Annotated in this window: 17 protein-coding genes; 12 read left to right on the top strand and 5 right to left on the bottom strand. The window is 71.7% G+C overall.

Going from position 1 to position 22,074, the window contains the following annotated elements; all coding sequences use genetic code 11:
- Positions 1 to 286 precede the first annotated feature (286 nt).
- From afsR to FCH28_RS19755, 5 genes are all read left to right on the top strand, one after another.
- Complete coding sequence (afsR, locus tag FCH28_RS19775; protein WP_136741377.1) at positions 287 to 3,229, top strand: SARP-family global regulator AfsR; 2,943 nt, start codon at positions 287 to 289, stop codon at positions 3,227 to 3,229.
- Between the two features lie 214 nt (positions 3,230 to 3,443).
- On the top strand, positions 3,444 to 3,731 hold the full coding sequence (locus FCH28_RS19770; protein WP_136741376.1) for a laminin G: 288 nt from the start codon (positions 3,444 to 3,446) through the stop codon (positions 3,729 to 3,731).
- 466 nt (positions 3,732 to 4,197) lie between these two features.
- Entirely contained in the window at positions 4,198 to 4,440 is a 243-nt protein-coding gene (locus FCH28_RS19765; protein ID WP_136741375.1) for a hypothetical protein, read from the top strand.
- A gap of 135 nt (positions 4,441 to 4,575) precedes the next feature.
- Positions 4,576 to 6,177, top strand: a complete 1,602-nt coding sequence (locus FCH28_RS19760; protein WP_136741374.1) for a class I adenylate-forming enzyme family protein — start codon at positions 4,576 to 4,578, stop codon at positions 6,175 to 6,177.
- A gap of 132 nt (positions 6,178 to 6,309) precedes the next feature.
- A complete protein-coding gene (locus tag FCH28_RS19755; protein WP_136741373.1) occupies positions 6,310 to 6,894 on the top strand; it encodes a TIGR03086 family metal-binding protein in 585 nt (194 codons plus the stop codon).
- Positions 6,895 to 6,988: 94 nt separating this feature from the next.
- On the opposite strand, the gene FCH28_RS19750 is transcribed toward FCH28_RS19755, so the two are convergent.
- Complete coding sequence (locus FCH28_RS19750; protein ID WP_136741372.1) at positions 6,989 to 8,620, bottom strand: FadD3 family acyl-CoA ligase; 1,632 nt, start codon at positions 8,618 to 8,620, stop codon at positions 6,989 to 6,991.
- Positions 8,621 to 8,711: 91 nt separating this feature from the next.
- Between FCH28_RS19750 and FCH28_RS19745 the strand changes: the two genes are divergently transcribed.
- Genes FCH28_RS19745 through FCH28_RS19735 form a run of 3 tightly spaced genes read left to right on the top strand, consistent with a single transcriptional unit; the run spans position 8,712 to position 11,167 of the window.
- Entirely contained in the window at positions 8,712 to 9,863 is a 1,152-nt protein-coding gene (locus FCH28_RS19745) for a lipid-transfer protein (RefSeq protein WP_136741371.1), read from the top strand.
- A gap of 30 nt (positions 9,864 to 9,893) precedes the next feature.
- Positions 9,894 to 10,376, top strand: a complete 483-nt coding sequence (locus FCH28_RS19740; RefSeq protein WP_136741509.1) for a Zn-ribbon domain-containing OB-fold protein — start codon at positions 9,894 to 9,896, stop codon at positions 10,374 to 10,376.
- Positions 10,373 to 11,167: an enoyl-CoA hydratase/isomerase family protein gene (locus tag FCH28_RS19735; RefSeq protein ID WP_136741370.1), complete on the top strand. Its 795-nt coding sequence runs from the start codon at positions 10,373 to 10,375 to the stop codon at positions 11,165 to 11,167. The genes FCH28_RS19740 and FCH28_RS19735 overlap by 4 nt, the downstream gene beginning before the upstream one ends.
- Here FCH28_RS19735 and FCH28_RS19730 read toward each other — a convergent pair.
- A complete protein-coding gene (locus FCH28_RS19730; RefSeq protein WP_136741369.1) occupies positions 11,161 to 11,709 on the bottom strand; it encodes a hypothetical protein in 549 nt (182 codons plus the stop codon). The genes FCH28_RS19735 and FCH28_RS19730 overlap by 7 nt on opposite strands.
- Before the next feature lie 197 nt (positions 11,710 to 11,906).
- Between FCH28_RS19730 and FCH28_RS39290 the strand changes: the two genes are divergently transcribed.
- Positions 11,907 to 12,599 carry a hypothetical protein gene (locus FCH28_RS39290; RefSeq protein WP_246103018.1) on the top strand — a complete coding sequence of 231 codons (693 nt, stop codon included), beginning with the start codon at positions 11,907 to 11,909 and terminating at the stop codon, positions 12,597 to 12,599.
- A gap of 16 nt (positions 12,600 to 12,615) precedes the next feature.
- Here FCH28_RS39290 and afsK read toward each other — a convergent pair whose 3' ends face one another.
- A complete protein-coding gene (afsK, locus tag FCH28_RS19720; RefSeq protein ID WP_246103017.1) occupies positions 12,616 to 15,267 on the bottom strand; it encodes a protein serine/threonine kinase AfsK in 2,652 nt (883 codons plus the stop codon).
- A 916-nt stretch (positions 15,268 to 16,183) separates the two neighbouring features.
- On the opposite strand from afsK, the gene FCH28_RS19715 reads away from it, so the two are divergent.
- Positions 16,184 to 16,831, top strand: a complete 648-nt coding sequence (locus FCH28_RS19715) for a TetR family transcriptional regulator (RefSeq protein ID WP_136741368.1) — start codon at positions 16,184 to 16,186, stop codon at positions 16,829 to 16,831.
- 297 nt (positions 16,832 to 17,128) lie between these two features.
- Here the strand turns inward: FCH28_RS19715 and FCH28_RS19710 are convergent, their stop codons facing one another.
- Complete coding sequence (locus FCH28_RS19710; protein WP_136741367.1) at positions 17,129 to 17,605, bottom strand: nitroreductase family deazaflavin-dependent oxidoreductase; 477 nt, start codon at positions 17,603 to 17,605, stop codon at positions 17,129 to 17,131.
- Complete coding sequence (locus FCH28_RS19705; RefSeq protein WP_136741366.1) at positions 17,605 to 18,957, bottom strand: acyl-CoA dehydrogenase family protein; 1,353 nt, start codon at positions 18,955 to 18,957, stop codon at positions 17,605 to 17,607. The genes FCH28_RS19710 and FCH28_RS19705 overlap by 1 nt, the downstream gene beginning before the upstream one ends.
- A 231-nt stretch (positions 18,958 to 19,188) precedes the next feature.
- Between FCH28_RS19705 and FCH28_RS19700 the strand changes: the two genes are divergently transcribed.
- Both FCH28_RS19700 and FCH28_RS19695 read left to right on the top strand, forming a co-directional pair.
- Entirely contained in the window at positions 19,189 to 20,382 is a 1,194-nt protein-coding gene (locus tag FCH28_RS19700; protein ID WP_136741365.1) for a thiolase C-terminal domain-containing protein, read from the top strand.
- Between the two features lie 270 nt (positions 20,383 to 20,652).
- Positions 20,653 to 22,074 (top strand): FAD-dependent monooxygenase, encoded by a 1,422-nt coding sequence (locus tag FCH28_RS19695; protein ID WP_246103015.1) that lies wholly within the window; start codon positions 20,653 to 20,655, stop codon positions 22,072 to 22,074.

Raw genomic sequence — 22,074 nt, 5'->3', positions numbered from 1 at the left:
ACGATCCGTCAGTAAGGAGGAAGGGGGGAAGTTCGGTGTTCGGTCCGGTCTCACCCGCAGCGGCATCAGGGGCGCACAGAGGCAGTTACCGGCCAAGGGGGCGCACGGAAGCGGACCCTCCGCGCCCCCTTGTGCGCCGGCTCATCCGGGGCCTGATCAGCCGAGGAGGGTTTGTGCACGCTCCGGACCCCTACTGACGTGAGGGGGCATGACAAGGCAGACTGACCGTTGCACACGGTGAACCGATGCGAACAGTACGAACGGACGGCACAGGGCAGGGGGACACATGGACGACGGGCCGGGGCAGGCGCGGGAGCGGCTCCGCTTCTCCGTGCTCGGTCCCGTACGGGCCTGGCGCGGTGACGTGCCGCTGGCTGCGGGTTCGCCGCAGCAGCGGGCACTGCTCGCCGCACTGCTGCTGCGCGGCGGACGTACCGCCACCGCGGCCGAACTCGTCGACGCCCTCTGGGGCGAGGAACCGCCGCACGCCGCGCTCGCAGCCCTGCGGACGTACGCGTCCCGACTCCGCAAGGCGCTGGGCGACCACGCCGCGGCCCTGGTCAGCGAGTCCGGCGGCTATGCGATCCGGTCGACGGACGGTCTGCCTCTCGACCTCGACCACGACCACGCCGAGCAGTACGCGGCAGAGGCCGAGAAGGCCAAGGCCGCAGGCGACCGCTGCCGCGCCCGCGAACTCCTCGACGCCGCCCTGGCGTTGTGGGACGGCGAACCGCTGGCCGGCCTCGCCGGTCCGTACGCCGACACCCAGCGCACCCGCCTCGAGGAGTGGCGGCTGTCCCTGATGGAGACCCGGCTGGAGCTGGACCTGGAGGTGGGCTGCCATGCCGAGGCCGTGTCGGAGCTGACCGCGCTCACCGCCGCGCACCCGCTGCGCGAGCGGCTGCGCGAACTCCTGATGCTGGCCCTGTACCGCAGCGGCCGGCAGGCCGAGGCGCTCGCCGTCTACGCCGACACCCGACGGCTGCTCGACGAGGAGCTGGGCGTCGACCCTCGTGCGTCGCTGTCCGAACTCCATCAGCGCATCCTCCAGGCGGACCCCGAACTGGACGCGCCGGCCACGGCCCGGGACGGGCACGGTTCCGCCGAGCCGGTCTTCGTACGGCCGCAGCAACTGCCGGCCGCAGTCGCGGACTTCACAGGCCGCATTTCCTTCGTGGCCGAACTGAGCGAACAACTCGCCACCGCCGAGGGCCGCGTCATGGCGGTGTCAGCCCTGACGGGCATCGGCGGCGTGGGCAAGACCACGCTCGCCGTCCATGTCGCACACGCCGCGCACAAGCACTTCCCCGACGGGCAGCTGTACGTCGACCTCCAGGGGGCGGGCAACTCCCCGTCCGAGCCGGAGGCCGTCCTCGGGGCGTTTCTGCGCGCCCTGGGAACGCCCGACGCCTCCATCCCCAACGGCGTCGAGGAACGCGCCGCGCTCTACCGCTCGTCCCTCGCCGGCCGCCGCATACTCGCCCTCCTCGACAACGCCCGGGACGCCGCCCAGATCCGGCCACTGCTGCCCGGTACGGAGGGCTGCGCCGCGCTGATCACCAGCCGCGCCCGCATGATCGACCTGGCCGGGGCACACCTCGTCGACCTCGATGTGATGAGCCCGGACGAGGCGTTCACCCTCTTCACCCTGATCGTCGGCGAAGAGCGGGTGAACGCCGAACGCGAGGCGTCCATGGACGTGGTCGGCGCCTGCGGGTTCCTTCCGCTCGCGATCCGCATCGCCGCCTCCCGCCTGGCGTCCCGCCGCACCTGGACGGTGTCGGTGCTGGCCCGCAAACTCGCCGACGAACGCCGCCGCCTGGACGAACTCCGGGCCGGCGACCTCGCCGTCAAGGCCACCTTCGAGCTGGGCTACGGCCAGCTCGAAGCCCAGCAGGCGCGGGCCTTCCGGCTGCTCGGGCTGGCCGACGGCCCGGACATCTCGCTGGCGGCGGCGGCCGCGCTATTCGACATGGACACCGACACCACCGAGAGCCTCCTCGAATCCCTGGTCGACACCTCTCTGCTGGAATCCGCGGCCCCCGGCCGCTACCGCTTCCACGACCTCGTACGCCTCTACGCCCGCTCCTGCGCGGAACGCGACGAGCAGCCGCCGGAGGAGCGTGAGGCGGCCCTGTCGCGTCTGCTGGACTTCTATCTGGCGACCGCGGCGCACATGTACGCCCTGGAGCGTCCGGGCGACAGCCTGGTCGACCAGATGGAGACGCCGAACTATCCGGGCCTGTCCTTCTCCGACCGCTCGGAGGCCCTGAGCTGGCTGTTCAGCGAGACCCGATGCCTGATCGCCTGCGCGTTGCAGAACACTGGGCCGGCCGGCCTGCGGCGGGCCGTGGATCTGCTGCTGCTGACCCGGGACATGGCCGAGTCCGGAGCCAACAACCGGCAGTACGAGCAGGCAAACCTCACCCTGCTCGCCGCCGCGCTGGAGGCCGACGACAAGCACGCCGCGGGGCGCGCGCACTGGTCGCTCTCCCCCATCTACACCCAGTCCGGGCAGCTCAGCGAGGCCGATGAACACGCCAAGCTGGCCACGTTGCTCGGGCTCGCTTCCGGTGATTCGTTCTCCGCCTCCAACGGGCTGAACGACCGCGGCATCATCGCCAGCATCCAGCACCACCACGAGGAGGCGGAGGCGTATCTGAACCAGGCCCTCGTCGCCTTCCGGGACAACAGCAACAAACAGTCCGAGGCGAGCGCGCTGTGCAATCTCTCCCGTGTCCACCTGGACACCGGGCGGGTGGACAGTGCGGTGGCGCTGGCCGAGGAGGCCGTAGCCCAGTACCAGGAGTCTGGTGCCTCACGACGGCTGGCCAACGGCCGTTACAACCTGGGTATGGCCCTCACGCTCGCCAATCGGATGAACGAGGCAACGGAGCAGCTGAGCGCGGCACTTGTCAGCTTCCAGGACAGCCGGCAGCGGTTCTGGGAAGGCATGACGTATCTCCGGCTGGCTGAGGTCGAGCTGGCCGCCCACCGGCCCCCGAAGGCTGCCAATTACGCCGAGCAGGCGCTCATCGCGCTCCGGAGCATCGGTGGAGACCGATGGCGCGCCAATGCCCTTGCGACGCTCGGGCATGCGTTGAGCGAGATGGGGCAGAGCGGACGCGCCCAGGTGTGCCGGCAGGAAGTCTTCGCCATTCACCAGAAGCTGGGATTGCCGAAGGACAGCGGCGAGCACCGGATTCCGTCCCCCGCCGCTGTCGCCTGACAGCAACTCAGCGACGGTCCCGTAGACGTTTATCGATCGTTCATCGCAAGCCGTCAGTCTCTTATCAACCGGTCCGCCGCCTCGGGGGGCAAGCGGCTCGGTGACCTGGCCCCACCGCTAAGGTGTTCGGCCCTGGTCCGCCCGTCCGGCAACCCACGGGGGAGTTGCTGGCCGGGTGGGCCGTTTAGCGCCCACACACAGGAGTTGAACCACGGTGAGCAACGAAAACCAGGCACAGAAGAGTGGCGACAAGGACGTCGTCAAGCCGCTCGACAGCACTCGTCCGATCCAGCCGATGGACAGCACACGTCCAATCCAGCCCATGGACAGCACGCGCCCCATCCAGCCCATGGACAGCACGCGCCCGATCCAGCCGATGGACAGCACGCGCCCGATCATCGACAGCGCGCTCACACCGGAAGACAGCACCCGTCCCGGTCCGGGACAGGGCGCCGTCAAGGTGAAGGACACCACTCAGCCGATCGCCGAGCCCAAGCAGTAGCCGGCAGGCCGTAACCCATAGACCGGGGGCCGTAAGCGCCGGATACAGAACTTCCCGCTGAATGACGGGATCCGGGGGGATCCACGGAATTACGGAGGGACCGGGAGGTTCCAAGGGGGATATTCGGCGTCGGGGAAATCGGGGGTAATCGGGGGGAAAGACCCGGGGGAATCGGGGGATCTAGGGGGACCCGGGGGATCGAAGGGACCGGTGTCGATGGCAGCAAGGGGGGAGCCATCGAACCCGGTCCCTTCGGCATGTGAAGACGGCTGCCAAAACAAATGGCCCGGTGCTGATTTCGACGTGGCCAATGCGCTTCCGTTCCCAGCAGACCATGCTGTAGCCGCCGCACCCGAGAAAATGTTGAATCTCCTCATTCTTCGACTATTTCTAGACATCAGTCGAACATTTGACCGTCGCGCGACTAGCTTCTTCCGGTAAGAGACGCCTACACCCAGGAGTTGAGATGACCCGAATCAAGCGCACTCTCGTCACGGTCGCCATCGCGACCGCCGCCGCCGGCGGCGCGGCGACTCCCGCCATGGCCGACAGTCACACGCCGGTAGCCGGCGGCTTCACCGCCCTGGACAGCCACAGGCCGATATCCGAAGGCTTCACCACCCAGGACAGCCACAGGCCGATACCCGAGGGCTTCACCACCCAGGACAGTCACAGGCCGTACGCCCCGCAGAGCGCAGCCACGCGGTAAGGGACGTCGCGCACGCATTGGGGGTCTGGCCGACAGCCAGGCCCCCGCGCACACTCCCTGGACCTGACGACTCGTCAGTTCTACGCTTGCCGCCTCCGCTCCGCCCGTAGCCCGCTCGCAGCCTGGAGGCGCGCCATGTTCGAGTCCGCCCGCGTACGGACGCTCTGGGAACTGGTCGAGTACCGGGCGGAAGCCTCGCGCGGGGCGCCGATGTTCTTCGACGGCGACGGGCGGACCGTGACCTTCGACGAGGTACGGGACCAGGCGCTGCGGGCCGCGGCAGGATTCCGGGAGCTGGGGATCGGCCCCGGGACGCGGGTCGCATGGCAGCTGCCCACGCGGATCGAGACGGTGATCGCCTCGCTGGCGCTGGCCCGGCTCGGGGCCGTGCAGACCCCGGTCGTCCATCTGCACCGGGAGCGCGAAGTCCGCTTCATCCTGGCCGAGTCGGCGGCCGAGTATGTGCTCGTACCGGGGACCTGGCGGGGGTTCGACTACACCGCGATGGTGCGGAAGGTGGCCGCTGACGGGGTGCGGGTGATCTCGGTCGAGGGCGGGCTGCCGGAGGGGGATCCGGCCGGAGTGCCGGACGCCGTGCCCGGCGGGGAGGACCGTGGCAGCGGTGGCGGTGGCGGCGACGACCACAGCGACGGTGGCGGTGGCAGCGGCAGTGGTCGCACCACCTGGATCTACTACACCTCGGGCACCACCTCCGCCCCCAAGGGTGTCGAGCACACCGACGCGAGCCTTGTCGCCGGCGGCGTCGGGCTGGCCACCGCGCTCGGGATGTCCGCGGCCGACATCGGCTCCATCGCCTTCCCGTACGCGCACATAGCCGGCCCGGACTATGTCATCGCGATGCTGGTCAGCGGCTTTCCCGCGGTCGTACTCGACACCTTCCAGCCGGGCGCGGCGGCGGAGGTCTACCGGCGCCGCGGGGTGACCATGGCCGGCGGCAGTACGGCCTTCTACCAGGCGTTTCTCGACGAGTCCCGGCGACGGGCGGGCGGCGGCAAGCTGATTCCCTCGCTGCGGCTGCTGTCTGGCGGCGGGGCACCGCTGCCGCCGGAGCTGTACGCGGCGGCCGGGCGGGAGCTGGATTGCGCCATCGTGCACGGGTACGGGATGACGGAGTGCCCGATGATCGCGATGGGGACCCCGTACGACAGCGATGAGCAGCTGGCGCGAACGGTCGGGAAACCGGTGGTGGGGGCGCGGGTCCGGATCGTACGGGCGGACGGGACCGAGGCCGGGACCGGGGAGTCCGGTGAGGTGACGCTCAAGGGCGCCATGCTCTTCCGGCGGTACACCGACCCGGCGCTGACCGCCGAGGCGTTCGACGCCGACGGTTACTTCCACACCGGTGACCTGGGGCATCTCCGCCAGGACGGGCATCTCGTGCTCACCGGGCGGCTCAAGGACATCATCATCCGCAAGGGCGAGAACATCTCTGCGCAGGAGATCGAGGACCTGGTGCACGCGCATCCGGCGGTGGCGGAGGCCGCGGTGATCGGGCTGCCGGACCGCGAGCGCGGCGAGCGGGTCTGCGCGGTGGTCACGCTCGCCGATCCGGCGGCCCCGCCGCTCACCCTGGCCGCTCTGACCGGCCATCTGCGGGCGGCCGGGCTGATGACCCAGAAGCTGCCGGAGCAGCTGGAGATCGTGGCGGAGCTGCCGCGCGGCGGACCGCTGAACAAGGTCCTGAAGGGGGTTCTGCGGGAGCGGTACGCCGGGTGAGCCGTACGCCGAGTAGCGGCGGATACGGCGTGGCGGGGGTTTCCGGCGGTGTGGCGATGAGTCCCGGGCCGCGGAGGAGTCTTCACTGGGAGGGGGAGGGCCCAGCCCCTGGACGACGGAAGGACCCGGACGATGACCGAGATGATCGACTTCGCGGCGCAGGCCCAGCTGGTGGCGCGGCTCGCGGAGAACACCGATGAGACCCAGTTCGATGCGCCCACCCCCTGCGAGACATACGCCGTACGCAACCTCCTGGGGCATCTCGTCGGGCTGGCCGGTGCGTTCCGGGACACGGCGCGCAAGGATCTCGGGCCGACGACCAGCACCAATCCCGGCGCGACGGTGCCGGACGTGGCGCCCGGCTGGCGCGCCGTATTCGACCAGAACCTTGAGGAGATGGCGGACGCCTGGCGCGATCCGGCGGCCTGGGAGGGCGAGACGCAGGCGGGTGGCGTGACGCTTCCCGGGGCCGCCGCGGGCCTGATCGCGCTCAACGAGCTCGTACTGCACGGCTGGGATCTGGCGCGCGCCACGGGCCAGGAGTACGCGCCCGACCAGGACAGTCTCGGTGCCTCCTACGCGCTGCTGGCGTCCTGGGCGGACGAAGAGGGGCGGGGGTCGCTGTTCGGGCCGGTGGTGCCGGTGCCTGACGACGCTCCGCTGCTGGACCGGGTGGTGGGGCTGAGCGGGCGGCGGCCGGACTGGACGGCGACCTGAGCGGACGGGGCCCGAGCCGAGGAGCCTGAGCCGAGGGGGCCTGAGCCGAGGGGGCCTGAGCCGAGGGGGCCTGAGTCGATGCGGGCCGCCCCGGTCACGCCGGGCCCGAACCACCCGCCCGTAGCCGCGTCTTGAGGACCTTGCCGCTGGCGTTGCGCGGGAGGCGGGGGACGAAGGCGACCTCGCGGGGGACCTTGTAGTTGGCCATCTCCCGGCGGGACCAGGCTATGAGGTCGTCGGCGGTGAGGGAGGAGCCCGCCCGGCGGACCGCGTACGCCTTGCCGACCTCACCGAGGCGGGGGTCCGGTATGCCGATGACGGCGACGTCGGCGATGTCCGGGTGGCGGCCCAGGAGTTGCTCTATTTCGGCGGGGTAGGCGTTGAAGCCGCCGACGATGAACATGTCCTTGATGCGGTCGGTGATGCGGAGGTTGCCCGCCTCGTCGAGGACGCCGACGTCGCCGGTGCGCAGCCAGCCGTCGGGGGTGAGCGCGCGGGCGGTGCCGGCCGGGTCCTCGAAGTAGCCGGACATCACGGTGTAGCCGCGGACCAGTACCTCGCCGGGGTCGCCGGGCGGCAGCGTGCGGCCCGCCGTGTCCACGATCCGGACCTCGGTACCGGGGATGGCGCGGCCCGAGGTCGACGCGATGGTCTCGGGCGGGTCGCCGCGGCGGCACATCGTGACGATGCCGGAGCTCTCCGAAAGGCCGTATGCGGTCAAGACGGTGGAGATCTTGAGCTCGCTGCGCAGTCGCTCGACCAGCTCCAGGGGGACGACGGCGGCGCCGGTGACCACCAGGCGCAGCGCGGAGAGGTCGTGCAGGGCGCGGGCGGGGTGGTCGAGGATCTGCTGGTGGAGGGTGGGCGGACCGGGGAGCACGGAGATCCGCTCGGCGGCGATGTTGGCGAGCGCGGTCTCCACGCTGAAGACCGGCTGCGGGATCATCGTGGCGCCGCGGAGCAGGCAGGCGATGATGCCGGCCTTGTAGCCGAAGGTGTGGAAGAACGGGTTGACGATGAGGTAGCGGTCGCCCTCCTGGAGGCCGGCCAGTTCGCTCCAGACGTCGTACGCGCGCAGGGTCTGGGCGTGGGTGATCACCGCGCCCTTGGGGTGGCCGGTGGTGCCGGAGGTGAAGATGATGTCCGAGGGGGCGTCGGAGCGCAGGGCGTCGGCCCTGGTGCGGACCGTCCCGGCGGGCACCGCCTCTCCGGTGGCGAGGAAGTCCTTCCAGGTGACGAAGTCGGCGGGGGCGTCGTCGGAGAGCACCACGACCTGTTCGAGGTGCGGCAGTCCGGGCAACGGGCCCCGGCCGGTGCCCTCCTGGGCGGCGCGGCGCAGTGAGGCGAGGTAGGACGTGCCGAGGAAGGTGCCGGTGATGAAGAGGATCTTGGCTCGGGTGCGGCGCAGGAGGTAGGCGGCCTCGGCGCCCTTGAAGCGGGTGTTGACGGGGACGAGGACCGCGCCGGCGGTTACGGCACCGAGGGCGGAGACGATCCAGTCGAGGGTGTTGGGGGCCCAGACGGCGACCCGGTCGCCGGGCGCGACACCGGAGGCGACACAGGCCGCGGCCGCTCTTTCGACCCGTTCGCCGAGCTCGGCGTACGACAGCCGGGTGCGGCCCTCGACCACGGCTTCCCTGGGGCCGTACCGCTCCGCGGCCGTACGCACCAGCCCGGGGATGGAGCCGTACTCCAGGTCCGCCCGCAGTTCCAGGTCACCGTGCATCGCACTACCTCCCGCGAAAGAACTGACTGTTCGTCAGATTAGCGGTAGCCTCCACGGCTGTCAGCACTGACGGCCGACCACGGAGGTGGCCATGGGGGCGACCCTCAAGGACGCTACGGCGATAGCCGGCATCGGACAGACTCCTTTTGCCAGACAACTTCCGGAATCGGAAAAGACGTTGGCCTGCCGGGCGATCCTCGCGGCGCTGGACGACGCCGGTATCGCGCCGTCGGAGGTGGACGCCTTCGCCTCCTACACCATGGAGGAGACGGACGAGGTCGAGATCGCCAAGGCCGTCGGCGCCGGCGATGTCACCCACTTCTCCAAGGTCGGCTACGGCGGCGGCGGTTCCTGCGCGACGGTGGCCCATCTGGCCGCCGCCATCGCCACCGGTCAGGCGAACGTCGGCGTCGCCTGGCGGTCCCGCAAACGCGGCTCGGGCCCCCGGCCCTGGAAGAACACCCGGGTCCAGCTGCCCACCCCGGGCCAGTGGACCCGGCCCTTCGGACTGCTGCGCCCCGCCGACGAGATCGGCATGCTGGCCCGCCGCTATATGCACGAATACGGCGCCACCCGCGACCATCTCTTCAACGTCGCGCTCGCCTGCCGCAACCGGGCCAACCAGAACCCGGCCGCGATGATGTACGAACGTCCGCTGACCCGCGAGATGTATATGACCGCCCGCTGGATCAGCGAGCCGCTCTGCCTGTTCGACAACTGCCTGGAGACGGACGGGGCGTTGGCGTGCGTCGTGGTCTCCGCCGAGCGCGCCCGGGACTGCCGCCACCGGCCGGTCTATGTCCACTCCGCCGCCCAGGGCCTGCCCGCCCAGCACCACGGCATGGTCAACTACTGGAACGACGATCCGCTCACCGGCCCCGCCTGGACCGCCGCCCGGCACCTGTGGAAGGGCGCCGACCTCGGACCGCAGGACGTCGACGTGGCACAGATCTATGACGCGTTCACCCCCCTGATCCCCCTCTCCCTGGAGGGATACGGCTTCTGCGGGCGCGGCGAGGGCGCGGCCTTCACCGAGGGCGGAGCCCTGGAGATCGGCGGCCGGCTGCCCCTCAACACGGCCGGCGGCGGCCTCTCGGAGGCGTACGTCCACGGTTTCAACCTCATCACCGAAGGCGTCAAACAGCTGCGCGGCACCAGCACCGCGCAGGTCCCGGACGCCACCACCTGCCTGGTCACCGCGGGCGAGGGCGTCCCCACCTCGGCCCTGCTGCTGAGGAGTTGACACGCGATGGGTGAGAGCGCTCGTGAGTCCATGTCGCCAAGCGTGGCACCCGCCACTGACAATCGGTCCGAGACCGCCGACGACCTGCTGCTTCCCGTCCCCGACGACGACGGGGCACCGTTCTGGGACTTCGCGGCCCGCGGTGAACTCCGCGTCCAGACCTGCTCCGACTGCGCGGAACCGCGCTTCCCGCCGCGCCCCTGCTGCCCGCACTGCCAGTCCTTCGACAGCCACTGGCAGCGGATGAGCGGCCGGGGCCGCATCTGGTCCTACGTCGTGGCGCACCCACCGCTGCTGCCCGCGTACGCCGCCCAGGCGCCGTACAACGCGATCATCGTGGAGCTGGCCGAGGCCCCGCGGATCCGTCTCGTCGGCAACCTCGTCGCCTCAGCGGGCGCCCGCCTCGACTCCGTCGACCCGGCGCGGCTGCGGATCGGCGCCCCGGTGAAGGTCGCGTTTCACACCACCCCCGGGGGCGTGACGGTGCCCCGCTGGCTCCTGGAGCGGCCATGACGGTCCGTACCGAGATCGCGGACGGCGTCGCGCTGGTGACGCTCGACCGGCCCGAGCGGCACAACGCCGTCGACCTGGACACCGCCGCCGAACTCGCCGCCGCCTGGCAGGCGTTCCGCTTCGACGACACCGTACGGGCCGCGGTGGTCACCGGCGCCGGCGGCCGGGCCTTCTGCACCGGCATCGACCGCTCCGTGCACGTCCCCCAGCCCGCGTCCCCCTACTCGCTCGACGACCCGATGATCCGCATCGGCCCGAAGGCCAACGACCTGTGGAAACCGGTCGTCGCCGCCGTGGACGGCATGGCCTGCGGCGGCGCCTTCTACCTCCTGGGCGAGTCCGAGTTCATCGTCGCCTCGGAGAACTCCACCTTCTTCGACCCGCACACCACCTACGGGATGGTCAGCGCCTACGAGGCCATCTACATGGCGCAGCGGATGCCCCTGGGGGAGGTCGCCCGGATGTCCCTGATGGGGACGGCGGAGCGGCTCGGGGCAGCGCGCGCGTACGAGATCGGCCTGGTGTCCGAGCTGACCGCGCCCGGTGCCGCGGCCGAGGCGGCGGTGCGCCGCGCGGCGGTGCTCGCCGCACAGCCCACGGAGGCGGTCCAGGGCACCGTACGGGCGCTCTGGGCCGCCAAGGAGGCGGCGAGAAACCAGGCGCTGGCCCACGCCCCGCAGCTGATCGCGCTGGGCAGTCTGCCGCCGGACCGGCAGGCCGAACTGTTCGCCGCCCGGAAGCGCGACGCAACCGGGACGGACGCGGCGCGGAGCGGTCGGGACGCTCAGTAACGCGTCTTGTGCGCCCGGGTGATCTGGCAGGTGTACCAGAACTGCCCGATGGAGGACTGGTTGACGGTGTACTTGGCGGTGTAGGTCTCGGTGTCGCCGGGGCCGACCACGATGGAGCGCTCGTGCAGCCCGTACGCCTTGCCGTCGGCCGGCTTGGCCTTCATCCAGTTGACGGCGATGTCGTAGGAGTAGCTGTCGACCGAGGACGGGTTGGTGACCGAGACCGTGTACGTGAACTGGCGCAGCGAGTTGGAGAAGTCGCAGTTTCTGCCGTCGACGTCCGAGCGGCCGTCCGGGTCGAAGGTCTCCTCGGTCGGCGACGGCGACGGCGAGTAGGTGTCCGACGGGTAACCGGTCGGGTCGCCCAGGCTGTACGTGTCCGTGGGGCTCGGCGGCGGCGGGGTGACCCTGGGGGCGCCGGGGAACGCACAGCCACCGACCGTGGTGACCGCTGCCATGGCCAGTCCGGCTGCGACGAGCGCCCGGGTACCCGTACGGGTACTCACGCGGGCGCCGATGTCCGTACGCGTGCGCTGCTTCATTCGCCTGCCCATCCCCCGTGGAAATGTCTCTGCGTCATTGACGCGTGCACGGCACCCTAGCAAGCGCAGGTGACAACCCGGATGCCCCCTGGGGGGCGCACGGATATCCCTAGGGGCGTCTTGCCTCGCGGGGGTGGACGGTCAGGCGTAGCGTCGGTCACGGAGGACGTCAGACGACGCGAAGCGAGGCGACGCCCGTGGTGCGCAACGTAGTCGGATCCCTGATCGCCCTCATTGGAGCGGCGGCCGCCGTCTGGAGCCCCTTCCGTCCCTGGTACGACGGCCGTCACGGGCGTGATGTCCGGATCGAGGACCTCTTCGGCAACATGACCGACAACAAGGCCATGCTCTTCGGCTCGCTCCTCCTCCCCATGGCCGTCGCCGCCCTGGTGACCCTGACCGGCGTCGCGCTGCGCTCCCGGCTGCTGGTCTCCCTCGCGGGCATCGTGGTGCTCGGCTTCACCATCTTGTGGATGGTCCGCCAGGGGCAGCGGGCGGGTGAGCTCAGCGCCGGCGCCCACGGTCTGGGCGTGGGCGCCGCCGGCGCGCTGGGAGCCGGCGCGCTGATTCTGCTGGGCGCCCTGGTGATGTCGGGCCGCCCCGCGCGCGTGCGCCGGGACGAGCGGGTGTACGACGACGGGTACGGGCACTACGACGGCTATGACCAGGGCGAGCCCGCCCGGCCGGCCCCGCCCGAACCGTTCGACCCGAGCAACCCGGTGCCCCGGGAATGGCAGTCGGAGCCCTACCCGCAGGAGCCTTACCCGCAGCAGCCCCGCCCGCAGGACCGGCAGCACCAGCCGACCCAGTCGATGCGCCGCCAACCCCCGGTGGAGTGGGGCAAGGAGCGCCCCGCCGATCCCCAACGGCCCCGGGACGACCGGGAGTAGTCCCCGGCGCCCGACGTCACGATCGGCGCGCCTGCCCCGTCCCCTTTGCCGCGTCCAGCGCGTACACACAGCGGTCCTTGCTGCACGCGTAGACCACGCCGCCGACCGCCACCGGTGACCCGGTGATCTCGCCGCCGGTCGCCAGCTTCCAGCGCAGCTGCCCGCCCATCGCGTCCAGCGTGTACAGGCAGTGGTCGGCCGAACCGAAGTGCACCCGGCCCTCGGCGACGACGGGTGCGCCCATCACCTCGGCGCCGGCCTGGAACCGCCAGCGGGGCGTGCCGGTCACCGCGTCCAGCGTGTAGAGCGCCTTGCCGCTGCCCAGGTGGACGGCGCCGTGCGCGACCAGCACCGGTTCGGTGGACTGGCGCGCCTCGGTGGCGATCCGCCAGCGGTCGCGGCCGTCCGCCGCGTCCAGCGCGTAGACCGTGCCGAGGTGGTCCGCCAGATAGACCCCGCCGCCGGTGACGGCCGGTCCCGGGGCGAAGGCGGGCGGGCTGAGGAACACCGCGGGCGCCTCGAAGTGCCAGCGCACATCGCCGCGTGCGATGTCGAGCGCCAGCACCCGGGTGCCGGCCACGACGTAGACCACACCGTCCGGCGCGGCCAGCAGCCGCATCGGCACCCCGCCACAGGACGCCGCGTCGCCCACCGGATACGACCAGCGCTCGGCCCCGGTACGCGCCTCCAGCGCCTTCAGCCGCGCGTCGGCCCACACGAAGACCGTGCCGTCGTGCACCACGGGCGCGGCCTCGGCCGTCTCGAATTCGGTCTGAACGCCGCCGATCTCCCACAGCAGCTCACCGTTGGCGGCCTCCCACGCCTGGACGCCGCCGCCCCGCGTGCTGGTGACGACGGTGCCGCGGTCGACGCTCAGCGCGTAGACCCAGCCCTCGACGTTCAGCCGCCAGCACTCGGAGCCGTCCGCCGCGTCCAGGGCGTACAGGCTCGGGCCGTCCGAGGCGTGGATCCGGCCGTCCGCGACATCCATGGCCCAGGCCACGTCGCGGGTCTTGAACTTGCGACGGCCGCTGGCCACATCCAGGGCGTGCACCTCGAAGGACGTGACGTAGAGCAGATCGCCGGCGACCACGGGGGTGCCCCAGACGTCGTTCGACATCCGGAACCGCCAGGGGCGCCAGCGGCCCGGCTCGGCGGGGGGTGCCTCGGGCGGCGCGTCATGCCGTGCCGCGCCATGGCCGTCGCCCGCCGGAGGGCCGCCGGCCGGGCCGCCCTGCTGCGGCACACCGGGCGGGGCGCCGCCTCCGGGCGGCCGTACCCAGTTCGTCGCGGCGCCGGCCTGCCCGCGCGGCTGCGGGTCCCGGGCGTCGCCGGCGCGCGGCCCCGGCCCTATGGGCGCGGGCGAGCCGGCGAGCCGTACGGGGCCGCCGGGGCCTTCCACGGGGGCGGCCGGTGGCGCGGAGGCCAGTGCGGCCGCCGGGGACGGGGAGGTGACGGGCGGGGCAGCGGAGACCGGGGTGACCCGGGCCGTCGCGGCGTCCGGGCCGAGCGAGACGGCCTGCGGCATCGGCCCCGGGTGCGCGCCCCGGGGGTCGCCGCGGTGCGCACCGGGTCCGGCGCCGACATGGCCGGGCCAGCCGGACTGCGCGGGGTCGGCGGCCGGCGGCGCGCTCTCGGGCTGCGGAGGTGCCTGTACGGGCTGCGGCGCGGGCATCGGGGGCGGGGCCTGCGGCGCGGGGGGCGCCGGACGGTCGGCGGGGCGCCCGGAGCCGGCCCGCTCGGTGCTCTTCGGGACGGCGGCCCGGCCGCCGCGCCGGCTCTCGATGAGCGCCACCGCGCCGGGCGGCAGCCAGGCCGAGGCCGTACCGCTGTCGTCGCTGCCGGAGCCGAAGAGATGCGGGGCGAGCTGGGACTGCAGGTCGGCGGGGGACGGCCGGTGGGCCGCCTCCATCTGCATGCAGGACTCCATCAGCGGCCGCAGTTCGTCCGGCAGCCCCGTCAGGTCCGGGCCCTCGCGCAGCAGCATGAAGACCGTCTCGACGGGGTTGGCGCCGTGGAAGGGCGCGTGCCCGGTGGCGGCGAAGACCAGCGTCGAGCCGAGGGAGAACACATCGCTGGCGCCGGTCACGCTGCGTGAGTCGCGGGCCTGCTCGGGCGACATGTAGGCCGGTGTGCCCACCGCCACGTTGGTCATGGTCAGCCGGGTGTTGGACACCCCGGAGGCGATACCGAAGTCGATCACCCGGGGGCCGTCCTCGACGACCAGGACGTTCGACGGCTTGAGGTCGCGGTGCACCAGGCCGGCGCCGTGGATGGACTGCAGCGCCTCGGCGATCCCGGCCGCCAGCCACCGGACCGCCTGCGCGGGCAGCGGCCCGCATTCATTGACTATTTCCTCGAGGGAGGGCGCGGGGACGTAGGCGGTCGCCAGCCATGGCACCGCCGCCCGCGGATCGGCGTCCACCACGGCCGCGGTGTAGAAACCGCTGACCGCGCGGGCCGCCTCGACCTCGCGTGTGAAGCGGACCCGGAACAGCTGGTCCTCGGCGAGCTCCGTACGCACCGTCTTGATCGCCACGCGCCGACCGGACGCCGAGCGCGCGAGATAGACCAGTCCCATGCCGCCGGCCCCGAGACGGCCGAGCACCTCGAACGGGCCGATCCGCCGGGGATCGTGCTGCGTCAGCTGCGTCAGCTGCTCCACCACTTGCCTGCCACCTCCCCGTGGGGCGAAAAAAGAGACTCTCCATAGCCACGAGCCACCGCGAGCCACTGCCCCGTGCAGCGTCTCCCCGCCTGCGGCGAGGAGTGTCGAAACGGCCGTACGCGTACTGATTCTTCCTGGCCCGGCCGACGGTTGCGAACCCGGGGCCTGCCCGCCGTGTCACGGATCACGCCGGGCAGTACGCACAGATGCCGTTACCTGGCGTAATGCCCCCCTGTCTGACGTGCGCCGATGCGTCCGTCGACGGGCCGTCGCGGCGGGGTTACCGACCAGTTGGCGGCTGTTCGCCGGCCCTCCGTATCGGATGTGCCCCGCACACCGCACGGTTCGTCCGCACCGCACGGTCCGCCGGCGGCGCTAACCTCGCGCCGCGCCCCGACGCCGCGGCCAGGCCGTCGCGCGCTCGTCCCCTGCCCCTACCGGTCATGCCATCCCCGCCATCGGCCGTCCCTCGACCCTCGCCCTGCCGCCGTGCATATCGGCGTCCGCGCCGTACGCTCGCCCAATTCTGCGGTGCCGGGGGTGATTTCGGCGTACCGACACCAGACGTGGCGCCGTCATTGTCCGTCTCATCGCCGGTGAAGACCGCGAACGGACCGCCGGGGTTCCGTTTCCGTCCGACGATGACACGGACGGCGGGGCGAACGATGTCGTCGACGCCGGAGAGGGACGTCCTGGATATCGGGGCGCACCGTCCCCTCGCGCTTATCCACCAAAGTTGTCCACAGCCTGTTGATAAGACCATTCACCGGATCGGACCAAGCGGCGCCCCATGAATCCGGAGCCCCGCGCGAGGCCGCTACCAGTGCGACAACGGGGACCGAGCGCCCCTAACTCCCGCGTCCCCATTTGCAGGCAGCCAAATCGCGCTCCGATCACCCCTCGGTAAGCTGACGGCATGACAGGACAAGTGCGAACCGTCGACGGCAGAGTTGCCGGCCGCCGTGGACAGGCGACGCGGCAGAAGCTGCTCGACTGCCTCAGCGAAATGCTCAGTTCGTCCCCCTACCGGGACGTCAAAGTCATCGATGTGGCCCGAAAAGCGGGTACTTCACCCGCCACGTTCTATCAGTACTTCCCGGACGTGGAGGGCGCCGTCCTCGAAATCGCCGAGGAGATGGCCAAAGAAGGCGCGAATCTGACCGATCTCGTGGCCGGACGCTCGTGGGTGGGCAAGTCCGGCTGGCAGGCGGCGGAGGAGCTCGTCGACGGCTTCCTCTCCTTCTGGCGCAAGAACGACGCGATTCTGCGCGTCGTCGATCTGGGCGCCGCCGAGGGCGACAAGCGGTTCTACAAGATCCGCATGAAGATCCTCAACGCTGTCACCAACTCCCTTACGGACTCCATCCAGGAGCTCCAGAGCAAGAACAAGGTCGACAAGGACGTGAGCGCGGCCGCCATGGCCGGTTCGATCGTCGCCATGCTGGCGGCGGTCGCCGGGCACCAGAAGGGCTTCCAGAGCTGGGGCGTCAAGCAGACCGAGCTCAAGCCGAATCTGGCGCTGCTGGTGCACTTCGGCGTCACCGGCAAGAAGCCGACGAAGTAGCAGCCGAGCCGACGAAGCCGCGGCGCGTTCGCGCGGCGCGCCTCGAAGTCCCGGTGGTTCCGGGACAGTTCGCGATCCGTCCTGTGTCCGTCCTGCCATAACCGCACAGCCGCGCAGACAGCGGGTGCCGTCCGGCCTCCAGAGGCCCGCACGGCACCCGCTGCGTGTGTGCGGGTGCGCGGGCGCGGGGGCGTGCCCGCGCACCGGCCAGGTGTTCCCGTGTCCCGGCCCGGTATCGCCGCGCCCGGTATCCCCGCGCCCGTTGTCCGTGCGTCCCGGCACGCCCCCGGTGTCCCGCTAGGGCGTCCGCCGTTCCAGCCGGAACAGCCGGATCTCCCGTTCCACCCGCGCCTGGTACGCGGCATACGGCGGCCAGAACTCCAGCGCCGCCCGCCATGCCAGCGCCCGTTCCTCACCGGTGAGCAGCCGGGCCCGTACGGGAATGTCCCGGCCCCGCCAACTCACCTCCGCGTCCGGGTTCTTGAGGAGATTGCCGGTCCACGCCGGGTGTCCGGGCCGGCCGAAATTGCTGCCGATGAGCAGCCAGCCGCCGTCGTCCTCCGGCATGCACGCCAGCGGCGTACGCCGTGGCTGCCCGCTCTTCGCGCCGGTCGCGGTCAGCACCACACCGGGCAGCATCCGCGCGCTGAGCAGCACTTTCCCCCGGGTCAGCCGATGTACGGCGCGGTCCAGGGCCGGGATGAAGTGCGGCGCGATCCGCGCGAAGGTACGGGTCGAGGAGACCTTCTGGATCAGCCGCTCACCGGGTGGCATCAGACACCGACCGCCTCTCGCGTCGTGCCGGAGAACAGCCCGGCCTCCTCAGCGGCCCGCGCCCGCAGCCGGTGCACCGGCCCCAGCAGCAGTTCGTCGCAGGCGGCGCGCTTGAAGTACAGATGCGCGTCGTGCTCCCAGGTGAAGCCGATGCCACCGTGCAGCTGGACCGCCTCGGCCGCCACCGTACGCAGCGTCTCCAGCGCCTGCGCGAGCGCCAGCCCGCCGACGCCCGGCTCGGCGCGGTGGTGCGGCCCGGACCGTCCGCCGCCCGCCGACCAGGCCGCGTAGTACGCCGCCGAGCGGGCCGCCTGCACCGACACGTACAGGTCGGCGAGCCGGTGCTGGACCGCCTGGAAGGAGCCGATGGGCCGGCCGAACTGTTCGCGGGCCTGGACGTATTCGACGGTACGGGCGAGCGCCGCATCGGCCGCGCCGACCGCCTCGGCGGCCAGTGCCGCGGCCGCCGACGCCCCGGTGGCGGCGAGTGCGGCCGCCACCGCCGCCTCACCGCTGCCCGTCTCGCCGCCGTCCACCTCGCCGAGCAACTCGGCCGGTACGTCGCGCAGTTCGATGCGCGCCTGCGGCCGGGTCTCGTCCATGGGGGTCTGCCGGATGCGGAGGAGCCGGCGGGTGGCGGCTCGCGCGCCGGGGGTTGCCGCATCGGGGCCTGGCGCAGCGGAAGCGGCCATGCCGGTCGTCGTCCCGGTGGCCGCTGGGCCGCCCGTTGCGCCGTCCCTCGCCTCCGCCCGTACAAGGAAGAGCGGCGTGCGGCTACGGGCGAACCCGCCGGTGTGCGCGGCCACCAGCAGCACTCCGGCGGAGTGCCCGTCCAGGACCTGTGCGGCCTCCCCGTAGAGCCGCCAGCCCCCTTCGCAGGGGCGGGCCTGGATCCCGCCGGAGCGGCCCCCGCCCGCCCAGTCGCCGTCGTTCGGCCCGGTCAGCGCCAGCGCGGTGGCCAGCTGCCCGCCCGGTACGGCGAGCGTCCCGGTGAGTTCCCCCGCGGCGATGGCCGGCAGCAGCTCGGCGCGCTGGCGTTCGGTGCCGAGCGCCAGGATCAGCGGCGCGGCGAGGACGGCGGTGGCGATCAGGGGCGAGGGCAGCAGCGCGCGGCCGGTCTCCTCGCAGGCCAGGGCGAGCTCGGTGGGCCCGCAGCCCACCCCTCCGTAGGCGGCGGGCAGCGCCAGGCCGGGCAGCCCTAGCTGCTGGGCGAGCTGCCGCCACAGCGCCTCGTCATGGCCCTGCGGGGTGCGCACCGCCGCCTTGACCTCGTCCGGGCCGCAGCGTTTGTGCAGCAGTTCGCGCAGGGTGCGGCGGATCTCGTCCTGCTCCTCGGTGAACGCGGCATCCATCGGCGGGCTCCTCCCGGCCGTGCGACAACGCCCGTCAGGTGCGACGGGCCCCGGCTTCCGATCTGACGGGCCGTCATAGTAGAGACGGGCGGTGCACTTTCCTAGAGCCTGGCCCGTCGGGCGGGCCGTGGCCCATCGGACAGGCCCTGCCCCGCCGGGCAGCCGCTTCCCCCGGCCCGGCGCGACGACGACCCCTGCCCGCCCCACCACATCTGATGTACCGTCAGATTTGTGCCTTCAGCAACGCTCGGCCCCCGCTCCGGGAATCGCAAGGTCGCCGTCGCCGGAGTCGCCCTGTCCGACTGCGGCCGGGTGGACGAGACCACGCCGTACGCCCTGCACGCCCAGGCCGCCCGCCGGGCGCTCGCCGACAGCGGCCTGGACCGTTCGGCGATCGACGGCTTCGCCTCGGCCGGACTGGGCACCCTCGCCCCCGTCGAGGTCGCCGAATATCTGGGCCTGCGCCCCACCTGGGTCGACTCGACCTCGGTCGGCGGCTCCACCTGGGAGGTGATGGCCGCACACGCCGCCGACGCGATAGCGGCGGGCCACGCCAACGCCGTCCTCCTCGTCTACGGATCCACCGCCCGCGCCGACATCAAGGCCGGGCGCCGCACCTCGAACCTCTCCTTCGGCGCCCGCGGCCCGCTCCAGTTCGAGGTCCCCTATGGACACACCCTGATCGCCAAATACGCCATGGCGGCACGGCGCCATATGCACCAATACGGCACAACGCTGGAGCAGTTGGCCCAGGTGGCCGTCCAAGCGCGCGCGAACGCGGCGGCCAACCCGGACGCCATGTACCGCGACCCCATCACCGTCGACGACGTCCTCTCCGGCCCGATGATCGCCGACCCGTTCACCAAGCTGCACTGCTGCATCCGTTCCGACGGCGGTTGCGCGGTCCTGCTCGTCGCCGAGGACCACGTGCCCGACCTCGCCAAACCCCCTGTCTGGGTGCTCGGTTCGGGTACCGCGGTCTCGCACACCACCATGTCGGAGTGGGACGACTTCACGGTCTCGCCCGCGGCGGCCTCCGGCCGTCTCGCCTTCGAACGCGCCGGGGTCCGCCCGTCGGAGATCGATCTCGCCGAGCTCTACGACGCCTTCACCTATATGACCCTGGTGACGCTGGAGGACCTGGGCTTCTGCGCGAAGGGCGAGGGCGGGGCGTTCGTCGAGAAGGGGCGGCTGCTGCGGGACGGCGAGCTGCCGGTGAACACCGACGGCGGCGGCCTGGCCGCCTGCCACCCCGGTATGCGCGGCCTCTTTCTGCTGGTCGAGGCCGTACGCCAACTCCGCGGCGAGGCCGGCCCCGACCGCCAGGTCCGCAAACCCGACGGCCGGCTCCCACAACTCGCGGTCGCGTCAGGGACGGGCGGCTGGTTCTGCTCGTCGGGGACGGTGGTGCTGGGGAGGGGGTAGGGGGCCGTCACGCCCTGCGCCCCCACTCACGCGTCACACACAAGCGACCCACACAAGCGACCCACACAAGCGACCCACACAAGCGTCCTATACAAACGTCATAGACACACGTGTAAGACGTTTGTATAGTCACCTTCGCGCGCTCATCCGGAAGCAGGCACCACGACGCGAAGGGAACACCCCATGCCCGGCACCGACTCGAATCCCCGCAGTCCGCGATCCCCCCGCACCGACCAGTCACCCAGCACAAACCGCACTCGCCGGACGACCGTGCTGATCTCCGGCGCCAGCATCGCCGGGCCCGCGCTCGCCTACTGGCTGCACCGCCACGGCTTCGCGGTGACCGTCGTCGAGCGCGCGCCCGAGCTGCGGACCGGCGGCTACAAGGTCGACCTTCGCGGCGTGGCGATCGAGGTCGCCGAGCGGATGGGGATTCTGGAGGACATCCGGCGCGCCAGTACGGACATGCGGACCGGCGCCTACGTGAACGACGACGGCGAGCGGATCGCCACCCTCCCCGCCGATATCTTCGGCGCACGGACCGGCCGCGACGACGAGATCATGCGGGGCGAACTGGCCCGCATCCTCTATGAACGCACCCGCGCCGACGTCGAGTACGTCTTCGGCGACTCGATCACCTCGATCACCTCGGTCGACTCGATTACCGGGCGGGCAGGCGAAGAGGCCGACGACCTCGGCGTCGAGGTCACCTTTGAGCAGGGTGCGCCGCGCCGCTTCGACATCGTCGTAGGCGCCGACGGCATACATTCGACCGTGCGGCGACTGGCCTTCGGCCCGGAGGAACGGTTCGTACGGCACCTGGGCGCGTATATCTCGGCGTTCTCCCTGCCGAACGAACTCGGCCTGGACCGCGAGGAGTTGTACCACGCCATGCCGGGCAAACTGGTCTGCACGTACAGCTCTGCCGGGGATCCGGCGGCCAAGGCGTTCATGATCTTCCGCTCGCCTCGCCTCAGGTACGACCACCGGGACAGCGGGCAGCAACTGGCGCTGTTGGGAGCCGCGTTCGCGGGCGACGGCACGGGAACGGCGCAGACCAGAGGCTGGGGGATGATCCCGCGGATGCTGGCGGGGGCCCGCGAGGCGACCGATTTCTACTTCGACGGAATGCAGCTCGTCGAAATGGACCGCTGGTCACGCGGGCCAGTGGTGCTGCTCGGCGACGCCGCGCACTGCGCCTCGCCCGCCTCGGGGCAGGGCACGGGGATGGCGCTGGTCGGCGCGTACGTCCTGGCCGGGGAGCTGGCGGCGGCCAACGGTGACACCGCGGCCGCCTTCGACCGCTACGAGGCGGAGATGCGCGGCTATGTCGAGGTCAATCAGCGGGCGGCGGAGAAGTTCGCCAAGGAGATGACCGCGGGGAGCCGGGGGGCCATCCGGTTCCGGCACCTGATGATGCGACTCCTTCCCCACATGCCCTGGAAGGACCTGGTCGCGAAGAAGATCACCGAGGATGTGCAGCGCGGCGCCAACGCGATCACGCTCAAGGACTATCCGGTGGCGGCTGGCACGATGGGGGCGAAAGGCGCACCGTCGGCAGGCTCGGTCGGCGCAACGGACCGGGGCGGCGCAACGGACCGGGGCGGCGCGACGGACCCGGCTGTCACGGCAGACATGGCCGTGACGGCATACGGTGCGCCGGTTCCGGCCGGCCCGCCGTACGCTGCCTGA

Source organism: Streptomyces piniterrae, from assembly GCF_005048155.1.
Lineage (GTDB): Bacteria > Actinomycetota > Actinomycetes > Streptomycetales > Streptomycetaceae > Streptomyces > Streptomyces piniterrae.
The sequence above is the reverse complement of the archived record's forward strand: the minus strand, read 5'-3'. Positions and strand labels throughout refer to the sequence as shown.